Below are 22,138 nucleotides of genomic sequence, written 5' to 3' on the forward strand. Positions count from 1 at the left end.
AATATACTGATTTTCAAGGAGATTAAGAAATAAATAAATGAGATAATTAATTGAATAATAACAATTTAACTAACTGAATCAGCTAGTGATTTCAACTACTGATTCGCATAAATAACCAGATATTACACAATAATGCATATAATCTAGAGTCGCATAAGAAAATCATGCGACTCTTTTTTATCCCCATTGAAGACATTACAATCCGATATTGATAATTCTTCAATCAGAAATAGAAATATCAAATGGAAAAACGGTACACCTCTTTCACTCTTTTGTCACCTCACAACAACACAATCCTAACAAACCATAATTATATGTCACCGTTTATCGCTATAAGAACACCAAACAACAACAAACGATTAGACAACATTCATAACATCATCCACTTGTTACAACTTATCATTATTTTTACTTCGCAGGAATAAATCGTACTTCCTTTCTATCCATATATGAGAAAATATAAAATGGTACTCATCGAGATATTTATCGATAGTACCGAATATGCCACACGTTCTCCCCCACCTGTATTTTCATACAGTATATAAAACATTCAATAAACAAGAAATAGATCTATTATTGTCACTTGGAGGAAATTCACCATTTCCGAAAGAATGATTCAAACTGTTAGAATTCAGACTCTATATATAGACTTCACCTTCAACTATTCCCCCCTCAAGATATAAATAATTACGAGTTTATATTTTGAGTTTATGAATGTACAACTATGAGATCATAGTTACAGTGAATTTCCTCTTTTATCCCCAACAAAGGAAATTGGTGTATCTCATCTAAGTGGCGCTATTAAAAACAAATTCATATGAAATATTCAATAACAACGTCGCCCCTCGTTCCTGTCATCATGGCTATAACTCTTATTTATCAATTAAACTTTATCCCACTGTTCATTGTAGGAGGATTTTCTATTTATTGTATTTACTTCTATATCATTCTTATACAAAAAGAAAAAAATCGTTCAAAAGGATACACACATAAAAGTATATCCAAATACACTCCCATACAAATCATAGCCAATCAGGAAGAAACAAAAATAGACTCTTTATTCTGTAAAAAGTCTCATAAAAGAAAGTCTGTTAAACCCACTGTACTACTTGCTGACAGCAATATCGATTTCAGATCTTACCTGGAAACGCGTTTATCTGATCATTTTATTGTAAAAAGCTTCGGAAACGGTCTGGAAGCCCTAACATACATAAAGGAAGAATATCCAGACATTGTAGTCTGTGACACCATGCTGCATGGTATGTACGGCAATGAGCTTTCATCAAGATTGAAAACTTCCTGTGAAACTTCAATCATTCCCATTATCCTCTACGGCTCATATCTGAATGGAAGACAACGCAATACCAGAGAAACTTCTTTGGCCGATGTCTTTATAAATACACCTTTTCATATAGAAGACTTAAAAATAGAGATGAACGTCCTGATTAAAAACAGCCGTTTTCTCCGAAAATCATTCCTGCAAAAAGTATTCGGAGAACAATTTCTAAAAATAGAAGAGGAGGAGGATACTTTGAGTGAAAAAAATTACATATTTATCAACCTTGTAAAGGATTTCATTCTAAAAAATATAGATCAGGAAAATTTGACTATAGATGAAGTCGCATCCGAATTGTGCATGAGCAGAACCACATTCTTTAATAAATGGAAATCGCTGACAGGAGAAGCACCTAAATATTTTATATACCGGATTCGTATGGAAAAAGCCCGTGAACTGTTGGAGAGTGGAAGATACTCTGTTAATGTGGTTCCGGAAATGATCGGATTGAGGAATCTGAAAAACTTCCGCCACAAATACAAAGAATATTTTGGAATAACGCCAAGCGAATCTATAATGAAAAAACAATAATATACAAAATCTGCTATTTGCTTAAAGGTCCCATCCATCGGGACCTTTGCAACAGCATTCTTGCAAAAAAATATTCTGTTTTTTATTTCCTTGTGCAGTATTTTACAATTACCGGCATTTACCCTATGTACGTACACCTTAATTTTGAAAATTAATAATCTAATTTTAAACAGTATGAAAACTTTAACTGAAATAAAAAAAGTTCGTTGTTTTAATCGCTTAGTTTTATTTGTAGTGGCGTTGGGCCTGATTACCACTTTTACAGCATGTAGCAATGATGATGATTCAGACATTCCCGTATATTCTCTTAAAGATGTGGATGGAAATTATTCCGGTACCATGTTGACAGAGTCTGATCCGCCCGTTAACCCACAAACTAATTCCCCAAAAGAAGAACAGCCGGAAGGAGCCACCGTTACCGCTGAAGTAAAAGACAATCAGGTCATGATTAAAAAACTCCCGGTAGACGATCTCATCAAAAGTATCGTCGATGAAGAAACTGCCGGAATTATCATCGAAAATCTGGACGATATCAATTACAACATTCCTTATACCGCTGCCTTTAATGATGACAGTAAAGGCTCTATTCTACTTCAATTAAAACCTGAACCTTTGGAAATAAAATATACTATCCCGACTCAAGCACAAGCAGACGGAGAAGAAGCTCCTCAAATTACGATAAAAGTAACCATAGAAGCGGAAGAAAAGGGCCAATATACATATAAAGACCAAAAGCTTACATTTGAAATCAAAGCAACCAAAGTGGAAGTAGAAGGACAGCCGTTTGAAGAATTCTCGCCTACTACATTCAGTTTCGACATGGCCAAGAAGTGACTAACCGTATAAACTTTCCCAAAGTATTTTCATTATGATGGGAATTATCTCCCAAAAGAGTATGCCGTCACATGATGCGCATGCTCTTTTTTTTATACCTTTGTGAAATAACCAACTATATCAAAATGACTACAACTGAAAACATACGGAAAGAGTTACAAGCATTAGTAGATGCCAAATATAAGGAATTTCACTCTTCCCTCCTTCCGGGAGCGAACAATATTCTCGGTGTACGTATCCCCCAACTGCGAATCATGGCCAAAGAAATTATAAAAAAAGAGGACTGGCGTACGTTTGTAGAGTCAACCGATACGAACTATTATGAAGAAACAATGCTTCAGGGAATGATTATCGGACTGGTAAAAATGGAACTTGAAGAACGAATGAACTATGTAACGATGTTCATTCCCCGTATAGATAATTGGGCTGTATGCGACATTTTCTGCAGTGAACTGAAAACTGCCGTAAAAAAAGGAAAAGAAACCGTATGGCAATTTATCCAACCTTATCTGAAATCCTCTAAAGAATTTGAAATACGCTTCGGGATTGTGATGCTTTTCCACTATGTGGATGACGAACATATCGATTCGTTACTGGAATATGCCGATTTATTCAATCATGATGCTTATTATGCACGTATGGGTATGGCATGGATGCTATCATTGTGTTTCATCAAATTTCCCCAAAAGACAATGGAATATCTGAAACATAGTACATTGGATAACTGGACTTACAACAAAGCACTGCAAAAAACAATCGAGTCTTTCCGGGTAAACAAGGATACCAAAGATATGCTTCGGAATATGAAAAGACGATAAAAACAAAACACGGTGAACATCCCGCCATTAGCATTCCGTTCACCGTGCTTCTTATTCTTTCTATAGATACCACTTCTATCTTCGCGCCTATTTATTTTTTGTTTGTAATACGGAGAAATACTAATTCCTCCTCACCTTTTTCCTTCTGCTTCTGCGCCTCTGTTGTTTCTGGCGGCTGTAACGCTGCCATCTTTTATAAATCATCCAGCCACTCATCAATGCAACAACGACAAAGATAAGAATAGTTATGCCAACCCCCAAATTATCGCCCTTAATACGCGACCAAATATCAAGAACTTCTTTTGTCTGATCGCCAAAGTCACGAATCATGGCACATCGTTCTACCACTTTGCGATCCGGGTATTGTATCTTATCAATTTGTATGCTGTCTGCACCCGGTCCGAAAAAGTAACTTAAATCGGCATAATAATGGAGGGTCGTGTCTGTTTTCTCTTCCAGTATTTCGGGCGTAGCTATGGAACTTACATATCCGCAGAAATCCATATTCCGCAAAGCAATGTCCGGACGGCACATAAAATTGATGAAATAACTGGCTGCTTCCGGATTTCTGGCGTATTTCGGGATTACCCAACCGTCATACCAGATATTGCTCCCTTCCTCGGGAACTTCATAATCCAAGTCCACTCCTACCGCATTTGCCTCTTCAATCGCCCAAATCGCGTCACCGCTCCAAGTCATATTCAGCCAAGCTTTATTCTTCGTCATCATCTCCTTGCCGAAATCCGCCTCCCAACCGGCAATATTCGGTTTCAAGGCTTTCAGGTATTTTTCGGCCAGTTCCATCGCACGTGGAGAGTAGTCGTTCATCAGCTCTTCCACTGTCACCGTTCCTTCTTTCAGTTCCTTCGCATGCGCATAGATGACAGCTGTTCCATAAGCATCACGGTAACTATCCTTCATCAGGATTTTTCCGGCGTACTTTTTATTCCAAAGACAATCCCAGGACAACGCTACCGAATCGGGTACATAAGCCCGGTTATACAGAATTCCAGCCGTTCCCCACATATAACATACAGCATAGCGGCTCGCCTGCTCACCCGGTTGGCTCAATTTATTGATTTGTTCGCGGATAAACGGAGCTACATTATTCATGTAGTTGGGAGAATGTGCAAAATTCGTATCGATGGGCAGCAGCAAATGTTTCTTCAGCATACGTTCGATGATGTATTCCGAAGGACAGACCACATCAAAATCTTCATGCCCCTTTTCAATCTTCGTCAGCATGATCTCGTTGATGTCGAATGTCTGGTAAACGATACGGATATTCTCACCGGTCTGTTCTTTATAATATGCCTGGAAATCCTCGAGTACACCTTCGCCGATGTAATCTGCCCAGTTATAGATTTTAAGGACCCGCTCACGAGGTTCACCGGAATTATAGCATCCGGTCAAGGTCAGTAAGAGCAGGATTACGGGAATTATTCTTTTCATATTATTTATGTAGTAGCACATTTGATGGTCTATTAATCTTTTTTCTTCGCTTTTCCTGCCCGATAATTGATGCCAATCAGCAACGCCAGCACCACGACAAAAATGATAGCCGAAAGCGGACGAAGTTCAGGGGTCAGCCCTCCCTTGCGGGCATCGGCATAGATATAAGTAGAGAGTGTCTCCAGACCTTGATTACCGATGGTAAAGACAGTTACGGCAAAATCATCAATGGATAGAGTCAATGCAAGCATAAAACCACTAATCATTCCCGGACGAATCTCCGGAACAATAACTTTCCACAAAGCTTGCATGGGAGTCGCTCCCAAGTCAAGAGCGGCCTCATAAATATTCGGGTTCATCTGCTTCAAACGAGGCAGAACGCTCAAAACAACGTATGGCGTACAAAAAGTAATATGAGCAAGCACTACGGTTGTGTATCCTTGTGTGATTCCTAAAGAAACAAACAAAAGGAAAAGCGAAATACCCGTGATGATATCTCCGTTCAGAATAGGAATACTATTCACAAAACTAATCGCTTTACGCGAACGGGATTTCAGATTAAAGATGCCGATAGCAGCCACACTACCCAGCAAAGTAGATGCCGTTGCAGCCAGCAGAGCAATAGTAATCGTGTTAATCAATGCATTCATCAAAGAATGATGCGTGCCTGTAGTGAAAAGCGAAGTATAAAGTTTTGTGGAGAAACCAGTCCAGTTGCCCAGCACTTTCGCTTCGGTGAAAGAATAGATGACGATAATCACGATAGGAGAATAAAGCAACAACAGCAATATCCACAAGTAAGCCTGCGCGAATATTTTCTTTACCATAGCCCGCCTCCTTCGTTTGAATTGTCCTTATCGTCTGTGCTAAACAAAGAAGTAGCAGCAATCAGCAGCAACATAATAAGCGAAAGTGCCGCTCCATAGTTCCACATGCTGTTATTGATATTTTCCTGAATCGTCGTACCAAAGAGTTTGATGTTATTCATCGTCAGTAACTCGGCAATGGCAAATGTAGATATAGTCGGCATGAACACCATCATAATCCCACTCATCACACCCGGCATAGAAAGCGGAAGGACTGCTTTCAGAAAGACTTGCAGCGGATTGGCTCCCAAATCTTGTGCGGCTTCAATATAACTATGATCCATCTTCTGCAACGTGTTGTAAATAGGATAAATCATAAAGGGGATAAAGTTGTATACCATACCGAATATCAATGCTCCCTCGCCCAACGGTACACTAAAAGTCGAACAAGGCAACCGTAGCAAGGTACGCACAAGAATATTTACCCACATCGGCAGGATAAACAGTACGACCATCGTCTTAGAACGGTTCAGCTTACTGTTACTCAATATCCATGCTGCAGGATAACCCAGCAAAATACAAACAAGGGTGGTAATGATGGCAATACCGATAGAATACACAAAGGTATTGATTGCTTCGGGATGTTCGAAGAACTTCTGAAAATTGGCGAGTGTCAAATGACCGCTATCATCGGTAAAGGCATATACGACAATTAAAAACAGCGGTATAATCACAAAGATCGCCGAAAAAATAATGTAAGGGAGAGTCCAACTCTTACGTGATGACAAAAAGACTATAAACTTCTTATTCACTTCCTTTCCTGTTAATCGGTTATTTTAATTATACGAATGGCATCTGGAGGGATGGTAATACCTACACGGTCTCCGTCGTCCCATACATCGTTCGTATCTACAAATACATTCTCGTCCCAGTCTGACAATACGGTCAGATGATAATGGTCGCCCTTGTAAAGGATGAATTTCACCTCACCTGTCAGCGTTCCGTCTTCTTCATTATCCTGAAGAATCACTTTTTCAAAGTCTACCTCCACTTTGACATTCGTATCGGCAGCTATATCTTCCACCGGAGTACATTCAAAGTTACAGCCCAGGAATTCCACATGAGTGGCATCCAGCAATTTTCCTTCAAACGTATTGCAGATACGCTCTTTCTTCATGATGTGAATATCAAACGGCTTCACCAGCAGTCCGACTTCCGCTCCTACTTCAAAATGATGGTAATCCTGCACCAGAAATTCATATCCGCCGCACATCACCGTCATTTCATAATGCACACCTTTGAAAATAGAAGTCTCTACCACACCTACCAACTGCGCCATATCCGAAACGGGGAAAATATAAAGATCTTCCGGACGGATGACTACGTCTACCGGAACATTTTCACCAAATCCTTCATCTACACATTCAAACTCCGTGCCGCAGAAGCGTACCAGCTTATCATGAATCATGGTACCATTGAGGATATTGCTTTCTCCGATAAAGTCGGCAACAAAAGCGTTGATGGGTTCATTATAAATATCAATCGGTGTACCGATCTGCTGAATTTTTCCTTCACTCATCACAACAATCGTATCACTCAACGTCAATGCCTCTTCCTGATCGTGAGTGACGTAAACAAATGTTATACCCAAAGATTTATGCATTTCTTTGAGCTCCATTTGCATATCCTTACGCATTTTCAGGTCGAGCGCTGCCAGCGGCTCATCCAATAGCAACACTTCCGGCTCATTCACAATGGCACGGGCAATGGCTACACGTTGTTGCTGACCACCGGAAAGAGAATCCACATCGCGGTATTCATAATCTGTCATACCTACCATCTTTAAAGCAGCTTTCACTTTCTTCTCAATGGTTTGTTTCGGTGTCTTTTTCAGTTTCAGGCCGAAAGCAATGTTATCATATACATTCAAGTGCGGGAATAAGGCATATTTCTGAAATACCGTATTCACGGGACGCTTGTGGGGAGGGGTTTGTGTTATTTCCATCCCCGAAATTCGGATCTCGCCTTCCGAAGCCGTCTGAAAACCGGCAATGAGACGCAACAACGTGGTTTTACCGCAACCGGAAGGACCAAGTATAGTGACAAACTCGCCCTTTTTCACGTTTAGAGTCACATCATCCAATGCTGTTTTATCGCCAAAATACTTCGATACATGGCTCACCTCAATGATGGATTTATCTTCTTGCATATTCATACTAAAGTTTGGGCTGCAAAGGTACACATTTCTGCGGTTTTCACCTAGGTGTTAATCTAATATAACAGTGTTTTTCGATGCCCGACAGAAAAAAAATCTATCTTTGCATAAATATTTATTCACTAATTTTACAAAAGCATGAAAAAGTTAACTTATTTAGTTATTGCAACGGCAGCGTTAGGCATGGTAGCTTGTACGGGCGGAAACAAAGCCGGATACGTTGTCACAGGTACGGTAGAAGGTGCAAGCGATGGTGACACCGTTTATCTTCAGGAAGCTACTGGTAGAAATCTGACCAAACTAGATACAGCCGTTATCACCAAAGGTACTTTTACCTTTGAAGGTACACAAGATTCTGTGGTTAGCCGCTATGTCACTTGCGAAGTGAACGGAGAGCCATTAATGATTGATTTCTTCCTCGAAAACGGAAAAATCAACGTTTCCCTGACCAAGGATAACGACGCTGTGACCGGTACTCCTAACAATGATGCATACCAGGAAATCAGAGCTCAAATCAATGACATCAGCAAGAAAATGAATACCATTTATGAAGCAATGGGCGACACTTCTTTAAGTGATGAGCAGAAAGAAGCCAAACAGAAAGAGGGTGCCCAGCTGGAAGAACAGTATGACAAAGCAATCAAAGAAGGTGTTAAAAAGAACATCACCAATCCGGTTGGGGTATTCTTGTTTAAACAAACGTTCTACAATAACTCTACTGACGAAAATGAAGCTTTGTTGCAACAAATTCCTGCGAATTTCCAGAATGACGAAACAATCGTAAGAATCAAAGAGATGACCGACAAGCAGAAAAAGACTGCCGTAGGTACTCAATTTGTTGATTTCGAAATGCAGACTCCGGAAGGAAAGGCTGTGAAGTTGTCTGATTACGTTGGTAAAGGTAAAGTGGTATTGGTTGACTTCTGGGCTAGCTGGTGCGGTCCTTGCCGTCGCGAAATGCCTAATCTGGTAGAAACTTACGCAAAGTATAAAGGTAAGAACTTCGAAATTGTAGGCGTATCTCTCGATCAGGATGGAGCTGCATGGAAAGAAGCAATCAAGAAGATGAATATGACTTGGCCACAAATGTCCGACCTGAAATTCTGGCAAAGTGAAGGTGCACAGCTTTATGCAGTAAACAGTATTCCTCACACTGTATTAATCGATGGCAGTGGTAAAATTATCGCTCGCGGTTTGCATGGAGAAGAACTTCAGGCTAAAATTGCAGAAGCTGTAAAATAACAGATCGAAAAAGAAGGTTTTTCAAAGGCTTTAAAGTTCAAACAAGGGGCTGTTCGAAAAGCTTGATCCTATAAAATCACGCTTACTACGACATGTTGCAGTAAGCGTGATTTTTCTTTTCAGATGGTTTCTTGCTTATTAAAAACTTCACAAGTCAACAACCAAACAGATAAAATTCAGCCCCTGTAATTCTCGAAAGAACACAGGGGCTGAATCTATATATGAAAGTAAGGGAGAAGGACTCCCCTACTTCTATTTCAAACAAATTAGATAAACCAACGTACGTAGCAGAAGTCTTGACGGTGTGGAAGCTCCGGATTCTTCGGGAACATACGGTAAGACACCTTGAAGCTACCTGCATTTGACAAGCTGTGTTTAACTTGGAATGTATACAAGTTACCTTCTTTCTTGATAACACTAAACGGTTCTACAGAGTAAACATGTTGTTTGCCGTCTGCAGTTGTGTAAGTAGTAACCAATTCAAGTCCCACTGCATCATTCAAGCCTTTTTCATCGATCACGTAAGTAATAGTATATTCTTTTCCGCTTTCGATGTCACCGTTCTTCAGGTCTTCTACCTTATCGCAAGATACGATTTCAATAGCATCCCATTTAGCAACCACTTCTTCTTTCCAAGCTGCGATTTCTTTTGCTTTTGCATTATCATTAGCAGCCAAAGTCTGGAAGCGTTTCGCCAGTTTGCAATAGAATTTGCTATAGTAATCATCCAACTGACGCTTCATTGTATAATGAGGAGCGATCTGTGCGATAGAATTCTTCACCACTTTGATCCAGCCTTCAGAATATCCTTTCTTATTACGTGCATAATACAACGGCAAGATTTCAGTTTCAAGAATACTGTAAATAGTAGCAGCATCCAACTGGTCCTGATGTTCCTGGTTCTGATAAGTACGTTTTTCTGTCAACGCCCAACCTGCACCTTCACGGTAACCTTCCAGCCACCATCCGTCTAATACAGAGAAGTTAACAACACCGTTCATCAAAGCCTTTTCGCCCGATGTACCGGATGCTTCCAACGGACGAGTCGGAGTATTCAACCAGATATCAACGCCTGAAACCAGACGACGAGCCAATTGCATATCATAATTTTCAAGGAAGATAATCTTACCCAGGAATTCCGGACGACGAGAGATCTCGATAATACGCTTAATCAGACCCTGACCTGCACCATCGTGCGGATGAGCTTTACCTGTAAACAGGAATTGTACCGGGTAATCAGGATTATTCACAATCTTAGAAAGACGATCCAAGTCGGTGAACAACAAGTGTGCACGTTTGTAAGTAGCAAAACGACGGCCGAAACCAATCAGCAATGCATTCGGATTGATCTTATCCATCAGTGAAACGATACGGGAAGGGTCCCCCTGGTTCTTCAACCATGTATCGCGGAATGACTTACGGATATAGTCAACCAACTTATTCTTCATAGTCATACGAGTCTTCCAAATCTCTTCATCGGGCACATTGTAGATAGCTTCCCAAATCTTAGGATTAGATTGATCGAACCAGAAGTTTTCGTTGAAATATTTAAAGTACAGTTCTTTCCATTCAGTTGCACTCCAAGTCGGGAAGTGAACACCATTCGTTACATATCCTACATGACTTTCTTCCGGGAAATAACCTTTCCAGATAGAAGAGAACATTTCTTGAGAAACCTTTCCGTGCAGCCAGCTCACACCGTTCACTTCCTGTGAAGTGTTACAAGCAAAAACAGACATACAGAAACGTTCGCCTTTATCACCCGGATTGTTACGTCCAAGATCCATCAAGTCATCCCAAGTGATACCCATTCTGGAAGGATAACCACCCATATATTTGCCGAACAGGCCTTCATCAAAATAGTCGTGACCTGCAGGAACCGGAGTATGAACAGTGTAAAGAGAAGAAGCACGAACCAACTCGATAGCTTGATCGAAAGTCAATCCTGTAGCTACATAGTCGCAGATACGCTGAACATTGATTAATGCAGCATGTCCTTCATTACAGTGATAAACATCTTTCTTGATGCCCAGTGCTTTCAAAGTCAGGATACCACCGATACCCAACAAGATTTCTTGTTTCAAACGGTTTTCCCAGTCGCCACCATAAAGCTGGTGAGTGATAGGACGGTCGAATTCACTGTTCATTTCATTATCCGTATCAAGCAGATACAAAGAAATACGTCCAACGTTTACACGCCATACGTTTGCATGAACAAAATAATCAAGATAAGGAACGTCAACTATCAACGGCTGACCATTGGCATCCATTACACGTTCGATAGGAAGTTGACCGAAGTTTTGTGCTTCGTAGTTGGCAATCTGCTGTCCATCCATAGACAACGTTTGAGTAAAGTAGCCGTAACGATACAAGAAACCTACCGCACACAAATCAACATTGCTGTCGGAAGCCTCTTTCAGATAGTCACCAGCCAATACACCCAGACCACCGGAATATATTTTCAGGACGCTGCTCAAGCCATATTCCATACTGAAATAAGCAATAGATGGGCGTTGCTCATCCGGCTTCACATCCATGTAATCTCTGAATTTCGTATAAACTTCATTCATTCTTCTTAGAATCACTTTGTCTTTTGCCAGCGCTTCCAGCTTTTCATAGCTCATACGTTCCAACAACAGTACTGGATTCTGTCCACATTCTTTCCAAAGTTCCGGATCTAGATCTCTAAACAGTTCAGTCGCTTCAAAATTCCATGCCCACCAAATGTTGCGTGCGATTTCAGACAACTTCTCCAACTCTTCCGGTATACGTGATTTTACAGTAACCTCTTTCCAGTTGGGAGTATTCACATTACTAACTTTGATTTTCATAATGTTTACGTTTACTTATTGATAAATAATTCTTTCTTAACTCAACTGACGCTTCATAGCATTGCGCAAGGCAATGTCATAAGCCTCATAGTAATATTGTATAAAGTGCTTCCATAAAGCCTGTTCTGCCACTTCGGCAGCACGCTTACGGATTTCCTTCACTTCTTTCTCCGTCTTATCCGCAAATAACGTAATCGTATCTTTAATACCATCCGCTACTTCCGAATAATTATAGTCCGAACGATGCAGCACTTCTACTCCATCATTAATGCCATGCTGGTTCTTCAGGCTGTTTACCCAAAGTCCGAATCCTGCCAGATCAGTAGTGATTGTCGGCACATGGAATGCTACACTTTCCAACGGAGTATATCCCCACGGTTCGTAATAAGAAGCATAGACACTCAAATCCTGTCCCAACAATATATCATAATATTCTTTATTCATGATACCATCACGACCATCCAGATAACAAGGAACAAAAATCACCTTTACCTTATCTTCCGGACGATTGCCCATTCCCAGATATTTCAACATATCCAACACCTGGTCATGAGTCATATTATGCAGCCAATGAGTGATAAACGGTACTTCGAGGGGAGTGTCGAACTTATCTTTGCTTTTCAAACGTCCCTGCAAATCCTCACGGGGGTCTCCTACCCAACCGGGTACATTGATGAATGCCAAAACATTCTTATGCAAATTCTTATCCCTGTTCAAGCGGTTTAATGATTCCAAAAAGACATCAATACCTTTATTCTTAAACTCATATCGTCCACTGGTTCCGACAATTAACGTATCATCACCCAGATTTGTTCCCAATAATTTATTCGCTACATTGAGCATCAAGGCACGCGCACGTTTACGTTTTCCAGTAAATGTGCTTCCTTTCGGTACAAAATCATCTTCAAAACCGTTCATCAGAACAACATCTGCCGGTTTATCCAGTAATTCCTTACACTCATTATTGGTTATTTCGCTCACCGTCGTAAAACAGTCTACGTAATGTGCAGTCTGTTTTTCAATCGAGTGTTTCGATTGCATGTTCAGTTCTTGCGCCATCTGGTCGCCATTATAAGCAAACAGATAGTCGTACAACGGTTTATGATTACCGGCAATAGAACGACCGATAGAAGTAGCATGGGTCGTAAAAATAGTAGCCACCTCCGGCACAGCTTCCTGTACATAAAGTGCTCCCATTCCAGTCATCCATTCATGCGCCTGATATACCACCTTATCCGTTTCTGTCAGGTTGTAGCGATAGAAACTCTCTACCACTCTTCCCGCAGCGTATGAAAACATAGAAGCTTCGTCGTAATCGCCATAAGCGTGCAACGAATCTACTTGATAACGATTCCACATTTCTGTGTATATATCGTCTTTCTTTTCAAAAAAAGGTTGGAAATCAACAAGAATGACTATGGGTTCACCGGGGATATTCCATCGTCCTATACGGACAGAAAGTTCGTCTTTCTCAAGTGCATGCTTTTTCCAGGCAGCACATAGGTTATCCGACTCGATGAATAGAGGGTTTTCTTTTCCTTGCCATACATCAGGACCTATGAAGAAAATTCTGTCGCGGAACTTTTCCTGCAATGTATTTGCCCGTGTCGACAAGACGGTGTATATTCCTCCACTTTATTACATACTTCCCAGCTGGACTCGAAGATATAATCGGGGGTTAATAAATCTTTTACCATATAATATATTAAAACTCTTTTTAGTATGCGAGTGCAAAAGTACACATTATTCTTTGAAAAATAATACTTTATGCGAAAAATATGAGTTAAGAAGAGGAAAGAAACGTTGCCCTATAATGAAAAAAGAATATCCCCTTGCACATGCAAAGCTGCATGTACAAGGGGATTGAAACTCCTTTATAGGAAATATTCTTGCTAAAAATTATGCAACGAGTGCACTACCGATCAAGAAGGTTGCAGCCAAAGCAACGATTGCATAAAGCTCGGGGAATACGGCAAGAATCAACGTATTACTAAATACATTGTGTCCCTGTCCGATAGCTGCAATACCGTTTGCACAAACTTGTCCCTGACGGATAGCGGAGAATAAGGCAACCAATCCTAAAGCAATACCTGCACCAAGAACTGCTGATGCCTGGATAGCTGTAATTTCAGGAGTCAAAATGCCGAAGATAGTCTGAAACATGAAATAACCGGCAAAACCATAAAGCCCCTGTGTACCCGGAAGGGCTGTCAATACCAGGAAGTTACCGAATGCACTATCATTCTTCTTCAATGCTCCGATGGCAGCATTACCTGCAATAGTTACTCCGTAAGCACTACCGATGCCAGACAAACCAACCATAATCGCGATGCCAATGTAGGCGATAAACAAATTCATTTCCATAATCTTATTCTATTTTTTATTGTTTAATTCTTAAAATATTAATTCTCTATTTCTAATTTTTAATCTTCAGTTTTTTCAATTTCTGAACGGTTTGTACTCTTTACCGCCTCCTTCATATCCGGAGTTCTTGAAGAACTCAACGAACGTCAGACGCATCGGGTGAACCATTGCACCCAGCACATTCATGAAAATATTGATTGCATGACCGATCACGAAAATCAGCACCATTACAATCGGGCCTGCTATTACATTATCCGGACTCATACCTACTGCCAGACTGTTGAACACTCCCGCCAGAATACCTCCGGAAAGTCCGAGGGCAAACAGACGAACGTAGGACAAAACATCTCCAAGCAAACCAGTAACCATGTTGTATGAATCCCACAATCCCAATCCGATATTCAGGAATATGTTCTTTCCCGGACTGTTATAAAGGAAAATCATAGCAGCCGAAACACCCAGGATTATCAAGTGCACCGTGCTTCCCATCGGCATTACGTCCGGTAACAAAGCTGAAACTGCCATTGAAACCAGCAGGATGATCCATCCGATAGTTGCCACTGCATATTTGAAACCAAACTGAATCGTCTGATTCACAGCTTTCAGTACCATACCGAATAAAATCTGGATAGCTCCCAATATCAACGATAATTGGAACATATCATTATTATCCATCATGACAGCATGTTTCAAGCGTTGCACAATCGGCCAATCCAAATTGTAGATGTTCGCTCCGAAGAACGTACCAGTCAGCAAACCGCAGAAGAACGTTGATACCGCCAATACCTGTATCAATGAGATGATTGACTTCATGGACGGGGTTACTTTCTTCGCCATCAACCGATAGGCCGTAGCTCCCAGGAACAGGAACAAACCATATCCGGAATCTCCCAGACAAAGTCCGAAAAAGACCATAAAGAATGGGGCAAAGAACGGCGTCAAGTCCAACTCATTATACTTCGGAAGCATATACAGCTTACAGATCGGTTCGAACCAAGCAAAGAATCCCTTATTATTCAATCGAATAGGAACATTATCGCCCGGCATCGGATCGGTAATTTCATAATATACATGTGCGTCATTCAGATAAGCTCTATCTCCACTTGACTGAATGCAGGCGCCCATCCTTCAATCAACATCAGTTTGTCACCGGCAGTCTGCTCGGAACTTAACACAACTTTAGAGAATTCAATCTGGCTTTGCAACTCTTTCAGAGCAGCCTTCAAGGAAGGAATATCCGTTTCGGAAAGCGCAACCAGTTTCTTTTCATTCTCTTCAACGGCCTGTTCTGTTGTATTGTAAAGCGTTTCAAGATGTACCAAAGAGTATGCAGGTAATTTAGCCTGCTCTACATCCAAGTCCACTTCCTCTCCGCCTTTCGTTACAGTCACGAAGAATACTTTAGAAGAAATGCGGTTCACAATCATTGCATTGTATTCCGTTTCCCACTCTTCTTTGTAATTTCCTTCCGAACAGCTATAGAAACCGATTACATAACCGGCATCTTTCAGCTTCTGAACATTTGCCGGTTCAAAGTTGCCCCAGGCTTCCAGAGCTTCTTTTTCTTTGGCATAGCTTTGCAACTGCTGCGACAACTTTCCATGCTCTGTCTGTAAAGCATCCACTTCGTCCAGCACTTGCATTCCACGGGCAGCCGTTCCTCCTTCCGTAGCAATCACGGCATTCTTTTCATGCTTCTGGTTCTGAAGCAACTTCAAGGTAGCCGCCAAACGGTTGGAAAGACGAATATTATCCTGCAACTCCGTGTTATCGGCAGCCCCCTGTTGTTTCTCCACAATGTGGACTACCCCAAGTTCCCGCAGACTGTTCAGGAATTCTTCATATTCTTTGTGATACACCAGAAAGGTGAGTTTCTTCATTTTTGTAATCATGCCTCTACCTCCTTCCTTTTTTCTTGATGGGACTTCATGATCTTTTGCGAAGATTTCGACAGGTTTTCTTCATCTTCCATAAATCGCTTGATCTTTCGCAATGCATCCTGATAGCCCGGTATCTGCACCTTCTCAAAAAGGTTCACCTTTTGAGTGGTCTTTTTCCTTGCATGTTCTAACAAGTTCAGCTTGGCGAGCATAAATTCACGTTCAATTGCCGTATGAGCCAGCTCTTCCAACAGGTGGATACCGTCGGCATACCACTTGGGAGCATTAAACATACTGTACGGACGTATCTCGAATTCTACATTCTCGAGCAACGGTACGCGCACACCCGCAATCTTTTTCACGCCAAGATGAACATCATTCACCTTTATTAATGAAGCGTCAAACTCATTCCAAAGGGCGAACATGGCTTCATAGGCTTGAATTTGTTGTTCGAGCCTATCCTCCAGATCGGCAGCTTCCGTTTTACAGCGTTTCACTTCCATGCGGAGGGCGCTTTCCTTATTCTTAATGATAGGAAGCGTACGCACCCGCACTTTCAGTTGCTTTTCGAGCTGCTGAAGAGAGGTTTTGTTATATTGAAACTTTATAGCCATCTCGTTGATTTACTAATTTAACGATTTACAATCAGGCGATTGAAATTACTTCTTATAAACATAAATAATCCACAAACTTCAACCGTAAATGGTAAATCGTCTAATCGTCTAATTATTTTGTTTTGGCCAGTATTGATCCACCAAGTCTTTCTTGATATTCACTTCTTCCGGACGGAAGTATTTACCGAACAAGCCCCAAGCAACGTCCAGCATTTCAGTTGTATCAAGGTTAACATCAATAGCCAATAACTGATTGGAATAGTCCTTCGCAAAAGCCAACGTACGTTCGTCGTAGTTTGTCAGGTCGAAACCATTTTCCATCTTCGTCTTAGCGTTAGCTGCATCGGCATAAAGACGTACGGCAGCATTCATCACCTGCGGATGGTCTTTACGCGTCTTCTTACCGGTAACCAGCTGTTTCAAACGAGACAACGAACGGAACGGGTCAACAATAACCTTACCAATATCACTATCACGACGCAGGAACAACTGACCCTCTGTGATGTAACCCGTGTTATCAGGCACAGCGTGAGTAATATCTCCACCGGACAAAGTAGTCACCGCAATAATTGTGATTGAACCACCGGAAGGGAACTGCACCGCCTTTTCGTAAATCTTCGCCAAGTCCGAGTAAAGTGATCCCGGCATAGAGTCTTTAGACGGAATCTGGTCCATACGGTTGGATACGATTGCCAACGCATCAGCGTAGCTCGTCATATCGGTCAGCAGTACCAGCACTTTCTCATTATTATTTACTGCAAAATATTCAGCAGCAGTTAATGCCATATCCGGAATCAGCAAACGTTCTACCGGCGGGTTTTCGGTCGTATTCATGAAACTCACGATACGGTCGAGCGCACCGGCATTAGAGAACACATTCTTAAAATACAGGTAGTCATCATTCGTCATACCCATACCGCCGAGGATAATCTTATCCGTTTCAGCACGTAAGGCCACGTTTGCCATTACCTGGTTGAACGGTTGGTCCGGGTCGGCAAAGAACGGAATCTTCTGACCGGATACCAATGTATTGTTCAAGTCAATACCGGCAATACCCGTTGCAATCAGTTCCGACGGTTGTTTACGCCGAACCGGATTCACAGACGGACCACCAATTTCCACTTCCTGTCCTTCAATGTCCGGACCTCCATCAATCGGGTCACCGAAAGCATTGAAGAAACGTCCGGCCAGCTGCTCACTCACTTTCAATGTAGGCGATTTGCCGAGAAATACTACTTCGGCATTGGTCGGAATACCTTCCGTACCTTCAAATACCTGCAAAGTGACATCGTCACCGGCAATCTTTACCACCTGTGCCAGTTTACCGTCCACGGTGGCAAGCTCATCATACCCTACTCCTGTCGCTTTCAACGAACAAGTAGCCTTGGTAATCTGAGTAATCTTGGTATATATCTTTTGAAAAGCTTTTGTTGCCATCTTACTTATTTACGATTTAACAATTTACGATTTACGATTGAAGTTTCCTCTCTTCAATCAATTCCTTCAGTTGTTTCTGGAATCCTTCATACTGTTCTGATTTGAACTTCGAGTAGTTCATCTGCTTACAGATATTAATCATCTTCTTGAAGTAGTCCATTACTTCGTTGAAGTTATCAAATTCAAATTCCGTATGACAGATGTCGATTATCATATTCAGAATGTCTTCCTGACGTTCCATCGGAGTTACCGCGTCAATTTCGTCAAAAGCATCCTGTTGCAGGATTACAAAGTCAATCAATTCAGATTTCCAGAAGATCACGTGATATTCTACCGGCACACCATCGTCACCGAGGATATTGATCTGTTCGGCAATTTCCTTACCACGCTGTAAACGGGTCTTAAGTTCATTTACCTTTCCGATCCATTCATCATTGATATGACCTTTGATATACTCTTCAAATTCCGGATATTCGATATATTTTGAATAAGAATCAATCGGATTCACTGCCGGATAACGTTTTTTATCGGCACGGTCCTGTTCCAATGCATAGAAACAACGGGCTACCTTCTTCGTATTTTCAGTTACCGGCTCCTTCAAGTTACCACCGGCAGGAGATACCGTACCGATAAATGTAATAGAACCCGTTTCGTCATTGCTCAGTTTTACATATCCCGCACGACCGTAGAAGTTAGAGATAATAGCCGAAATATCCATCGGGAAAGCATCTGGTCCAGGCAACTCTTCCATACGGTTGGACATCTCACGCAGAGCCTGTGCCCAGCGGGAAGTAGAGTCGGCCATCAACAAGACTTTCAATCCCATTGAACGGTAATATTCCGCCAGTGTCATCGCTGTATATACAGATGCTTCACGCGCAGCTACCGGCATGTTAGAAGTATTGGCAATAATAATAGTACGCTCCATCAACTTACGTCCTGTGTGCGGGTCTACCAGTTCGGGGAACTCGGTAAAGATTTCCACCACCTCATTCGCACGTTCACCGCAAGCTGCAATGATAACGATATCCGCTTCCGCCTGCTTAGAAATAGCATGCTGAAGCACCGTTTTACCTGTACCGAACGGACCGGGAATAAATCCCGTACCACCTTCCACAATCGGATTCAGCGTATCAATCACACGTACACCAGTCTCCAACAATTTGAAAGGACGCGGTTTTTCCTTATAATTCGTCATCGCACGTTTTACGGGCCATCTCTGAATCATAGTTACAGGAATATCATTACCTTCTTCGTCTGTCAGGATTGCGATAGTATCTTCTATCTTATAATCACCTTCCGGCATGATTGTTTTTACGGTAGCCGTTCCCTTCATAGTGAACGGGGCCATTATTTTTAACGGCTGAAAGTTTTCATCCACCTGTCCCAACCATGCAGAAGCCTGCACTTTGTCACCTACATTCACCAATGGTACGAAATGCCATATACGCTCTTTATCCAACGGATACGTATATTGTCCTCTCTTCAGGAAAACTCCGTCCATCTTGTCGAGGTCATTTTGCAGACCATCATAGTTTTTCGATAACATACCCGGGCCTAATGTCACCTCAAGCATGTGTCCTGTAAATTCGGCTTCGGCGCCCACTTTCAGTCCACGGGTACTTTCAAACACCTGGACATATACATGTGAACCTACAACCTTAATCACCTCCGCCATCAACTTATCGCCACCGGTCGAGATATAACAAATCTCATTTTGAGCTACCGGTCCGTCAACGACGAGGGTCACCATGTTGGCAATAACGCCACTAACAGTTCCTTTTGTTGCCATATATTTTTTTTATTTTATTATCTGAATTCTGCAGGAATCTGCACTTCGTTCTTCAGCGACTCAATAATGCTTCTGAACAACTGATTACCTCTTTCCTTATCCAGTGAAATCCACCTTTCAATCATTTCCAGCTTCAGCAGGAAAGCAAAAATACGCTCAATAGTGAAATAGTCGAAGAAAATAGCATCCTCCATCCAGTTCCACCGCAGGGCATCCAACTTCTTCTCACGCTCCACCAGTTCTGTAATCTCACTGATTTTCACTAACGATTCAAAAACATCCACTTCACCGGACAGTCCGAAATCGCGGGCACTTGATGTACGCAATGCTTCGCATACTTCCGTATTTCCCACAACATTGGAAGCAATATCCCACTTGAATTTACGGCTGGTAAATGCAACAAGAATATTATTGATGTTCAGATTGAATTCAAACCAGGCAGAAACAAACTTATTTCCACACTTCATGGCATACTCATAATACAAAGCAGCCAGATGATCTTCGTGCAAAGTCGTACTTTCAGCCGGAGTATTCAAATAATCAGTTATAAAAGTGGAGAGATAAACCGGAAATTCTTTAGGACTGATTTCTCCGCCTTCTCTCAGAATAGAAATATATTCTGTGAGCTCTTCAGCAGAGTAGTTTCCCCGTTTGTCGATTTCCGCTTCTTTATCTTTGAGAAGTTTCAGCACATTTGCATTATCAAACTTCAGATAAAACAAGTCGATCAACTTCCGGTCTGAAGCAGACAATCCATTGTAGATTTCAGTTTTAAAATCGGCTACTGTATAGCTCAGCTTACTGTCTTCCAGTGAAAGTTCCGGCAAACCTGCTACCAAGTAATAGTACTTACTACTCATAGTCGCTTCTTTTAAAATAGCATTTCTACTAATTGAGGACGCAAGAACGCTTTGAAGTAATTCATGAATTCTTCTTCTCCGAAGTTCACCTTATACGAACCGTCCGCCGGAGAAACGGTAAACAGAGTCTTGATACCATTTACTTGCTGGATAGTCACTCCCTTGTCTAATAAAGCTTTTGCATGAGCTGCAAAATACTTTTTCAGTGATTCCGCATCGGCTGTTGAGATGACGATAGGTTCGTCTATGCTCCATTTGGATGCCAATGCTACGATAAACGCGTTCAGATAATCTTTATCCTGAGCGAAATCTTTCACGGAAGCGGTTATCAACTTGTCAGTTACCATTGTAGCGACTTCAGATTTGAGCGCATTCACAGCCTGACCGGCAAATAGTTTTACTCTGATTTAGTATTTTCTGCTAACTCATCAGCAGATTTACGAGAGGAGTTTACAATTGATTCTGCCTCTTTACGGGCATCCTCAATGATTTTCTTAGCTTCTTCCTGAGCATTCGCGATAAGTCTTTGCGCTTCCTCGTTTCCTTTTTCCACGCCTTCACGATAAATCTTATCGGTCAACTCTTGAATTTTGTTTTCCATATTAACAGGAGTATTTAGTATTATTACTATATTAACTATGTGTCCTTTCTCAGATTCTCGCCAAATTTACAAAAATCAATTTGATAAAAAAGAGAAAGAAGAAAAGAAAAAAGATTCGTTTGCAAAAAAATCACAGACCTACACCTATTTTGTTCCACTTTTGCCCTTTTCCTATTACTAAATGACACATTTCCGGATTTTTCAAACCGGAAAACAAATATAAGGAATCCAAAAGATATTTGAAAACAAATATATATTGAAAGCGACAAACAGGATATTAATACAAGATTAAATAACAAAAGCTATTGGTATCACATTTGGCATTAGTGAATACTGCTATCCTATTTGCGGAAGAAGAGAAGAGGTTATCTTTTATCCGTCCTTAAAAACAGCCCCTCTTGATTCATTGATGGATCTTTTTGCAAAGTACCAAACAACAGAAAGCCCCTTGATTCGTTGCTGAATCAAGGGGCTTCTCTAAAAACGGCGGCTACCTACTCTCCCACTGTTACGCAGTACCATCGG

13 protein-coding genes and 4 pseudogenes are annotated in these 22,138 nt (G+C 41.3%); 4 read left to right on the top strand and 13 right to left on the bottom strand.

The annotated features are described in order from the left end of the window. Window positions 1-1,024: 1,024 nt before the first annotated feature. The 3 genes and pseudogenes from DXA05_RS23685 to DXA05_RS23695 form a co-directional block, all read left to right on the top strand. Window positions 1,025-1,867 (top strand): annotated as a pseudogene (locus DXA05_RS23685) (helix-turn-helix domain-containing protein); the annotation flags it as partial. 174 nt (window positions 1,868-2,041) lie between these two features. After that, window positions 2,042-2,701, top strand: coding sequence for a DUF4840 domain-containing protein (locus DXA05_RS23690; RefSeq protein ID WP_117684274.1), 660 nt, complete (start codon window positions 2,042-2,044; stop codon window positions 2,699-2,701). Between the two features lie 125 nt (window positions 2,702-2,826). Then, window positions 2,827-3,519 (top strand): DNA alkylation repair protein, encoded by a 693-nt coding sequence (locus tag DXA05_RS23695; protein WP_117684273.1) that lies wholly within the window; start codon window positions 2,827-2,829, stop codon window positions 3,517-3,519. Between the two features lie 120 nt (window positions 3,520-3,639). Here DXA05_RS23695 and DXA05_RS23700 read toward each other — a convergent pair whose 3' ends face one another. Genes DXA05_RS23700 through potA form a run of 4 tightly spaced genes read right to left on the bottom strand, consistent with a single transcriptional unit; the run spans window position 3,640 to window position 7,992 of the window. After that, on the bottom strand, window positions 3,640-4,971 hold the full coding sequence (locus DXA05_RS23700) for an ABC transporter substrate-binding protein (RefSeq protein ID WP_049703332.1): 1,332 nt from the start codon (window positions 4,969-4,971) through the stop codon (window positions 3,640-3,642). A gap of 32 nt (window positions 4,972-5,003) precedes the next feature. Beyond that, on the bottom strand, window positions 5,004-5,798 hold the full coding sequence (locus tag DXA05_RS23705; protein WP_117684272.1) for an ABC transporter permease: 795 nt from the start codon (window positions 5,796-5,798) through the stop codon (window positions 5,004-5,006). Then, window positions 5,792-6,589, bottom strand: coding sequence for an ABC transporter permease (locus DXA05_RS23710; protein ID WP_165861559.1), 798 nt, complete (start codon window positions 6,587-6,589; stop codon window positions 5,792-5,794). Before DXA05_RS23710 ends, DXA05_RS23705 begins: the two co-directional genes overlap by 7 nt. Before the next feature lie 11 nt (window positions 6,590-6,600). After that, window positions 6,601-7,992 (bottom strand): polyamine ABC transporter ATP-binding protein, encoded by a 1,392-nt coding sequence (gene potA, locus DXA05_RS23715; protein WP_004316768.1) that lies wholly within the window; start codon window positions 7,990-7,992, stop codon window positions 6,601-6,603. A 138-nt stretch (window positions 7,993-8,130) separates the two neighbouring features. Here potA and DXA05_RS23720 point away from each other — a divergent pair, with 138 nt between their 5' ends. Next, window positions 8,131-9,234: a TlpA disulfide reductase family protein gene (locus tag DXA05_RS23720; protein WP_008640679.1), complete on the top strand. Its 1,104-nt coding sequence runs from the start codon at window positions 8,131-8,133 to the stop codon at window positions 9,232-9,234. Window positions 9,235-9,500: 266 nt separating this feature from the next. Here the strand turns inward: DXA05_RS23720 and DXA05_RS23725 are convergent, their stop codons facing one another. The 9 genes and pseudogenes from DXA05_RS23725 to DXA05_RS23765 form a co-directional block, all read right to left on the bottom strand. Then, entirely contained in the window at window positions 9,501-12,065 is a 2,565-nt protein-coding gene (locus DXA05_RS23725; RefSeq protein WP_004316772.1) for a glycosyltransferase family 1 protein, read from the bottom strand. Window positions 12,066-12,101: 36 nt separating this feature from the next. After that, window positions 12,102-13,762, bottom strand: a pseudogene (locus tag DXA05_RS23730) (glycogen/starch synthase). A gap of 202 nt (window positions 13,763-13,964) precedes the next feature. Next, on the bottom strand, window positions 13,965-14,429 hold the full coding sequence (locus DXA05_RS23735; RefSeq protein WP_004316776.1) for a V-type ATP synthase subunit K: 465 nt from the start codon (window positions 14,427-14,429) through the stop codon (window positions 13,965-13,967). Between the two features lie 75 nt (window positions 14,430-14,504). Beyond that, window positions 14,505-16,321, bottom strand: a pseudogene (locus DXA05_RS23740) (V-type ATPase 116kDa subunit family protein). Further along, the gene (locus DXA05_RS23745) at window positions 16,318-16,923 is read right to left on the bottom strand and encodes a V-type ATP synthase subunit D (protein WP_004297640.1); all 606 of its coding nucleotides are present in this window, start codon (window positions 16,921-16,923) and stop codon (window positions 16,318-16,320) included. The pseudogene DXA05_RS23740 and the gene DXA05_RS23745 overlap by 4 nt, the downstream one beginning before the upstream one ends. A 108-nt stretch (window positions 16,924-17,031) precedes the next feature. Next, a complete protein-coding gene (locus DXA05_RS23750) occupies window positions 17,032-18,360 on the bottom strand; it encodes a V-type ATP synthase subunit B (protein WP_004297639.1) in 1,329 nt (442 codons plus the stop codon). 31 nt (window positions 18,361-18,391) lie between these two features. Further along, on the bottom strand, window positions 18,392-20,152 hold the full coding sequence (locus DXA05_RS23755; RefSeq protein ID WP_004316778.1) for a V-type ATP synthase subunit A: 1,761 nt from the start codon (window positions 20,150-20,152) through the stop codon (window positions 18,392-18,394). A 17-nt stretch (window positions 20,153-20,169) separates the two neighbouring features. Next, the gene (locus tag DXA05_RS23760) at window positions 20,170-21,012 is read right to left on the bottom strand and encodes a DUF2764 domain-containing protein (protein ID WP_008022965.1); all 843 of its coding nucleotides are present in this window, start codon (window positions 21,010-21,012) and stop codon (window positions 20,170-20,172) included. A gap of 11 nt (window positions 21,013-21,023) precedes the next feature. After that, a pseudogene (locus tag DXA05_RS23765) lies at window positions 21,024-21,613 on the bottom strand (V-type ATP synthase subunit E family protein). Between the last annotated feature and the right edge of the window lie 525 nt (window positions 21,614-22,138).

The sequence above is a fragment of the Bacteroides sp. AM54-2NS genome (genome assembly GCF_003602935.1).
Lineage (GTDB): Bacteria > Bacteroidota > Bacteroidia > Bacteroidales > Bacteroidaceae > Bacteroides > Bacteroides xylanisolvens.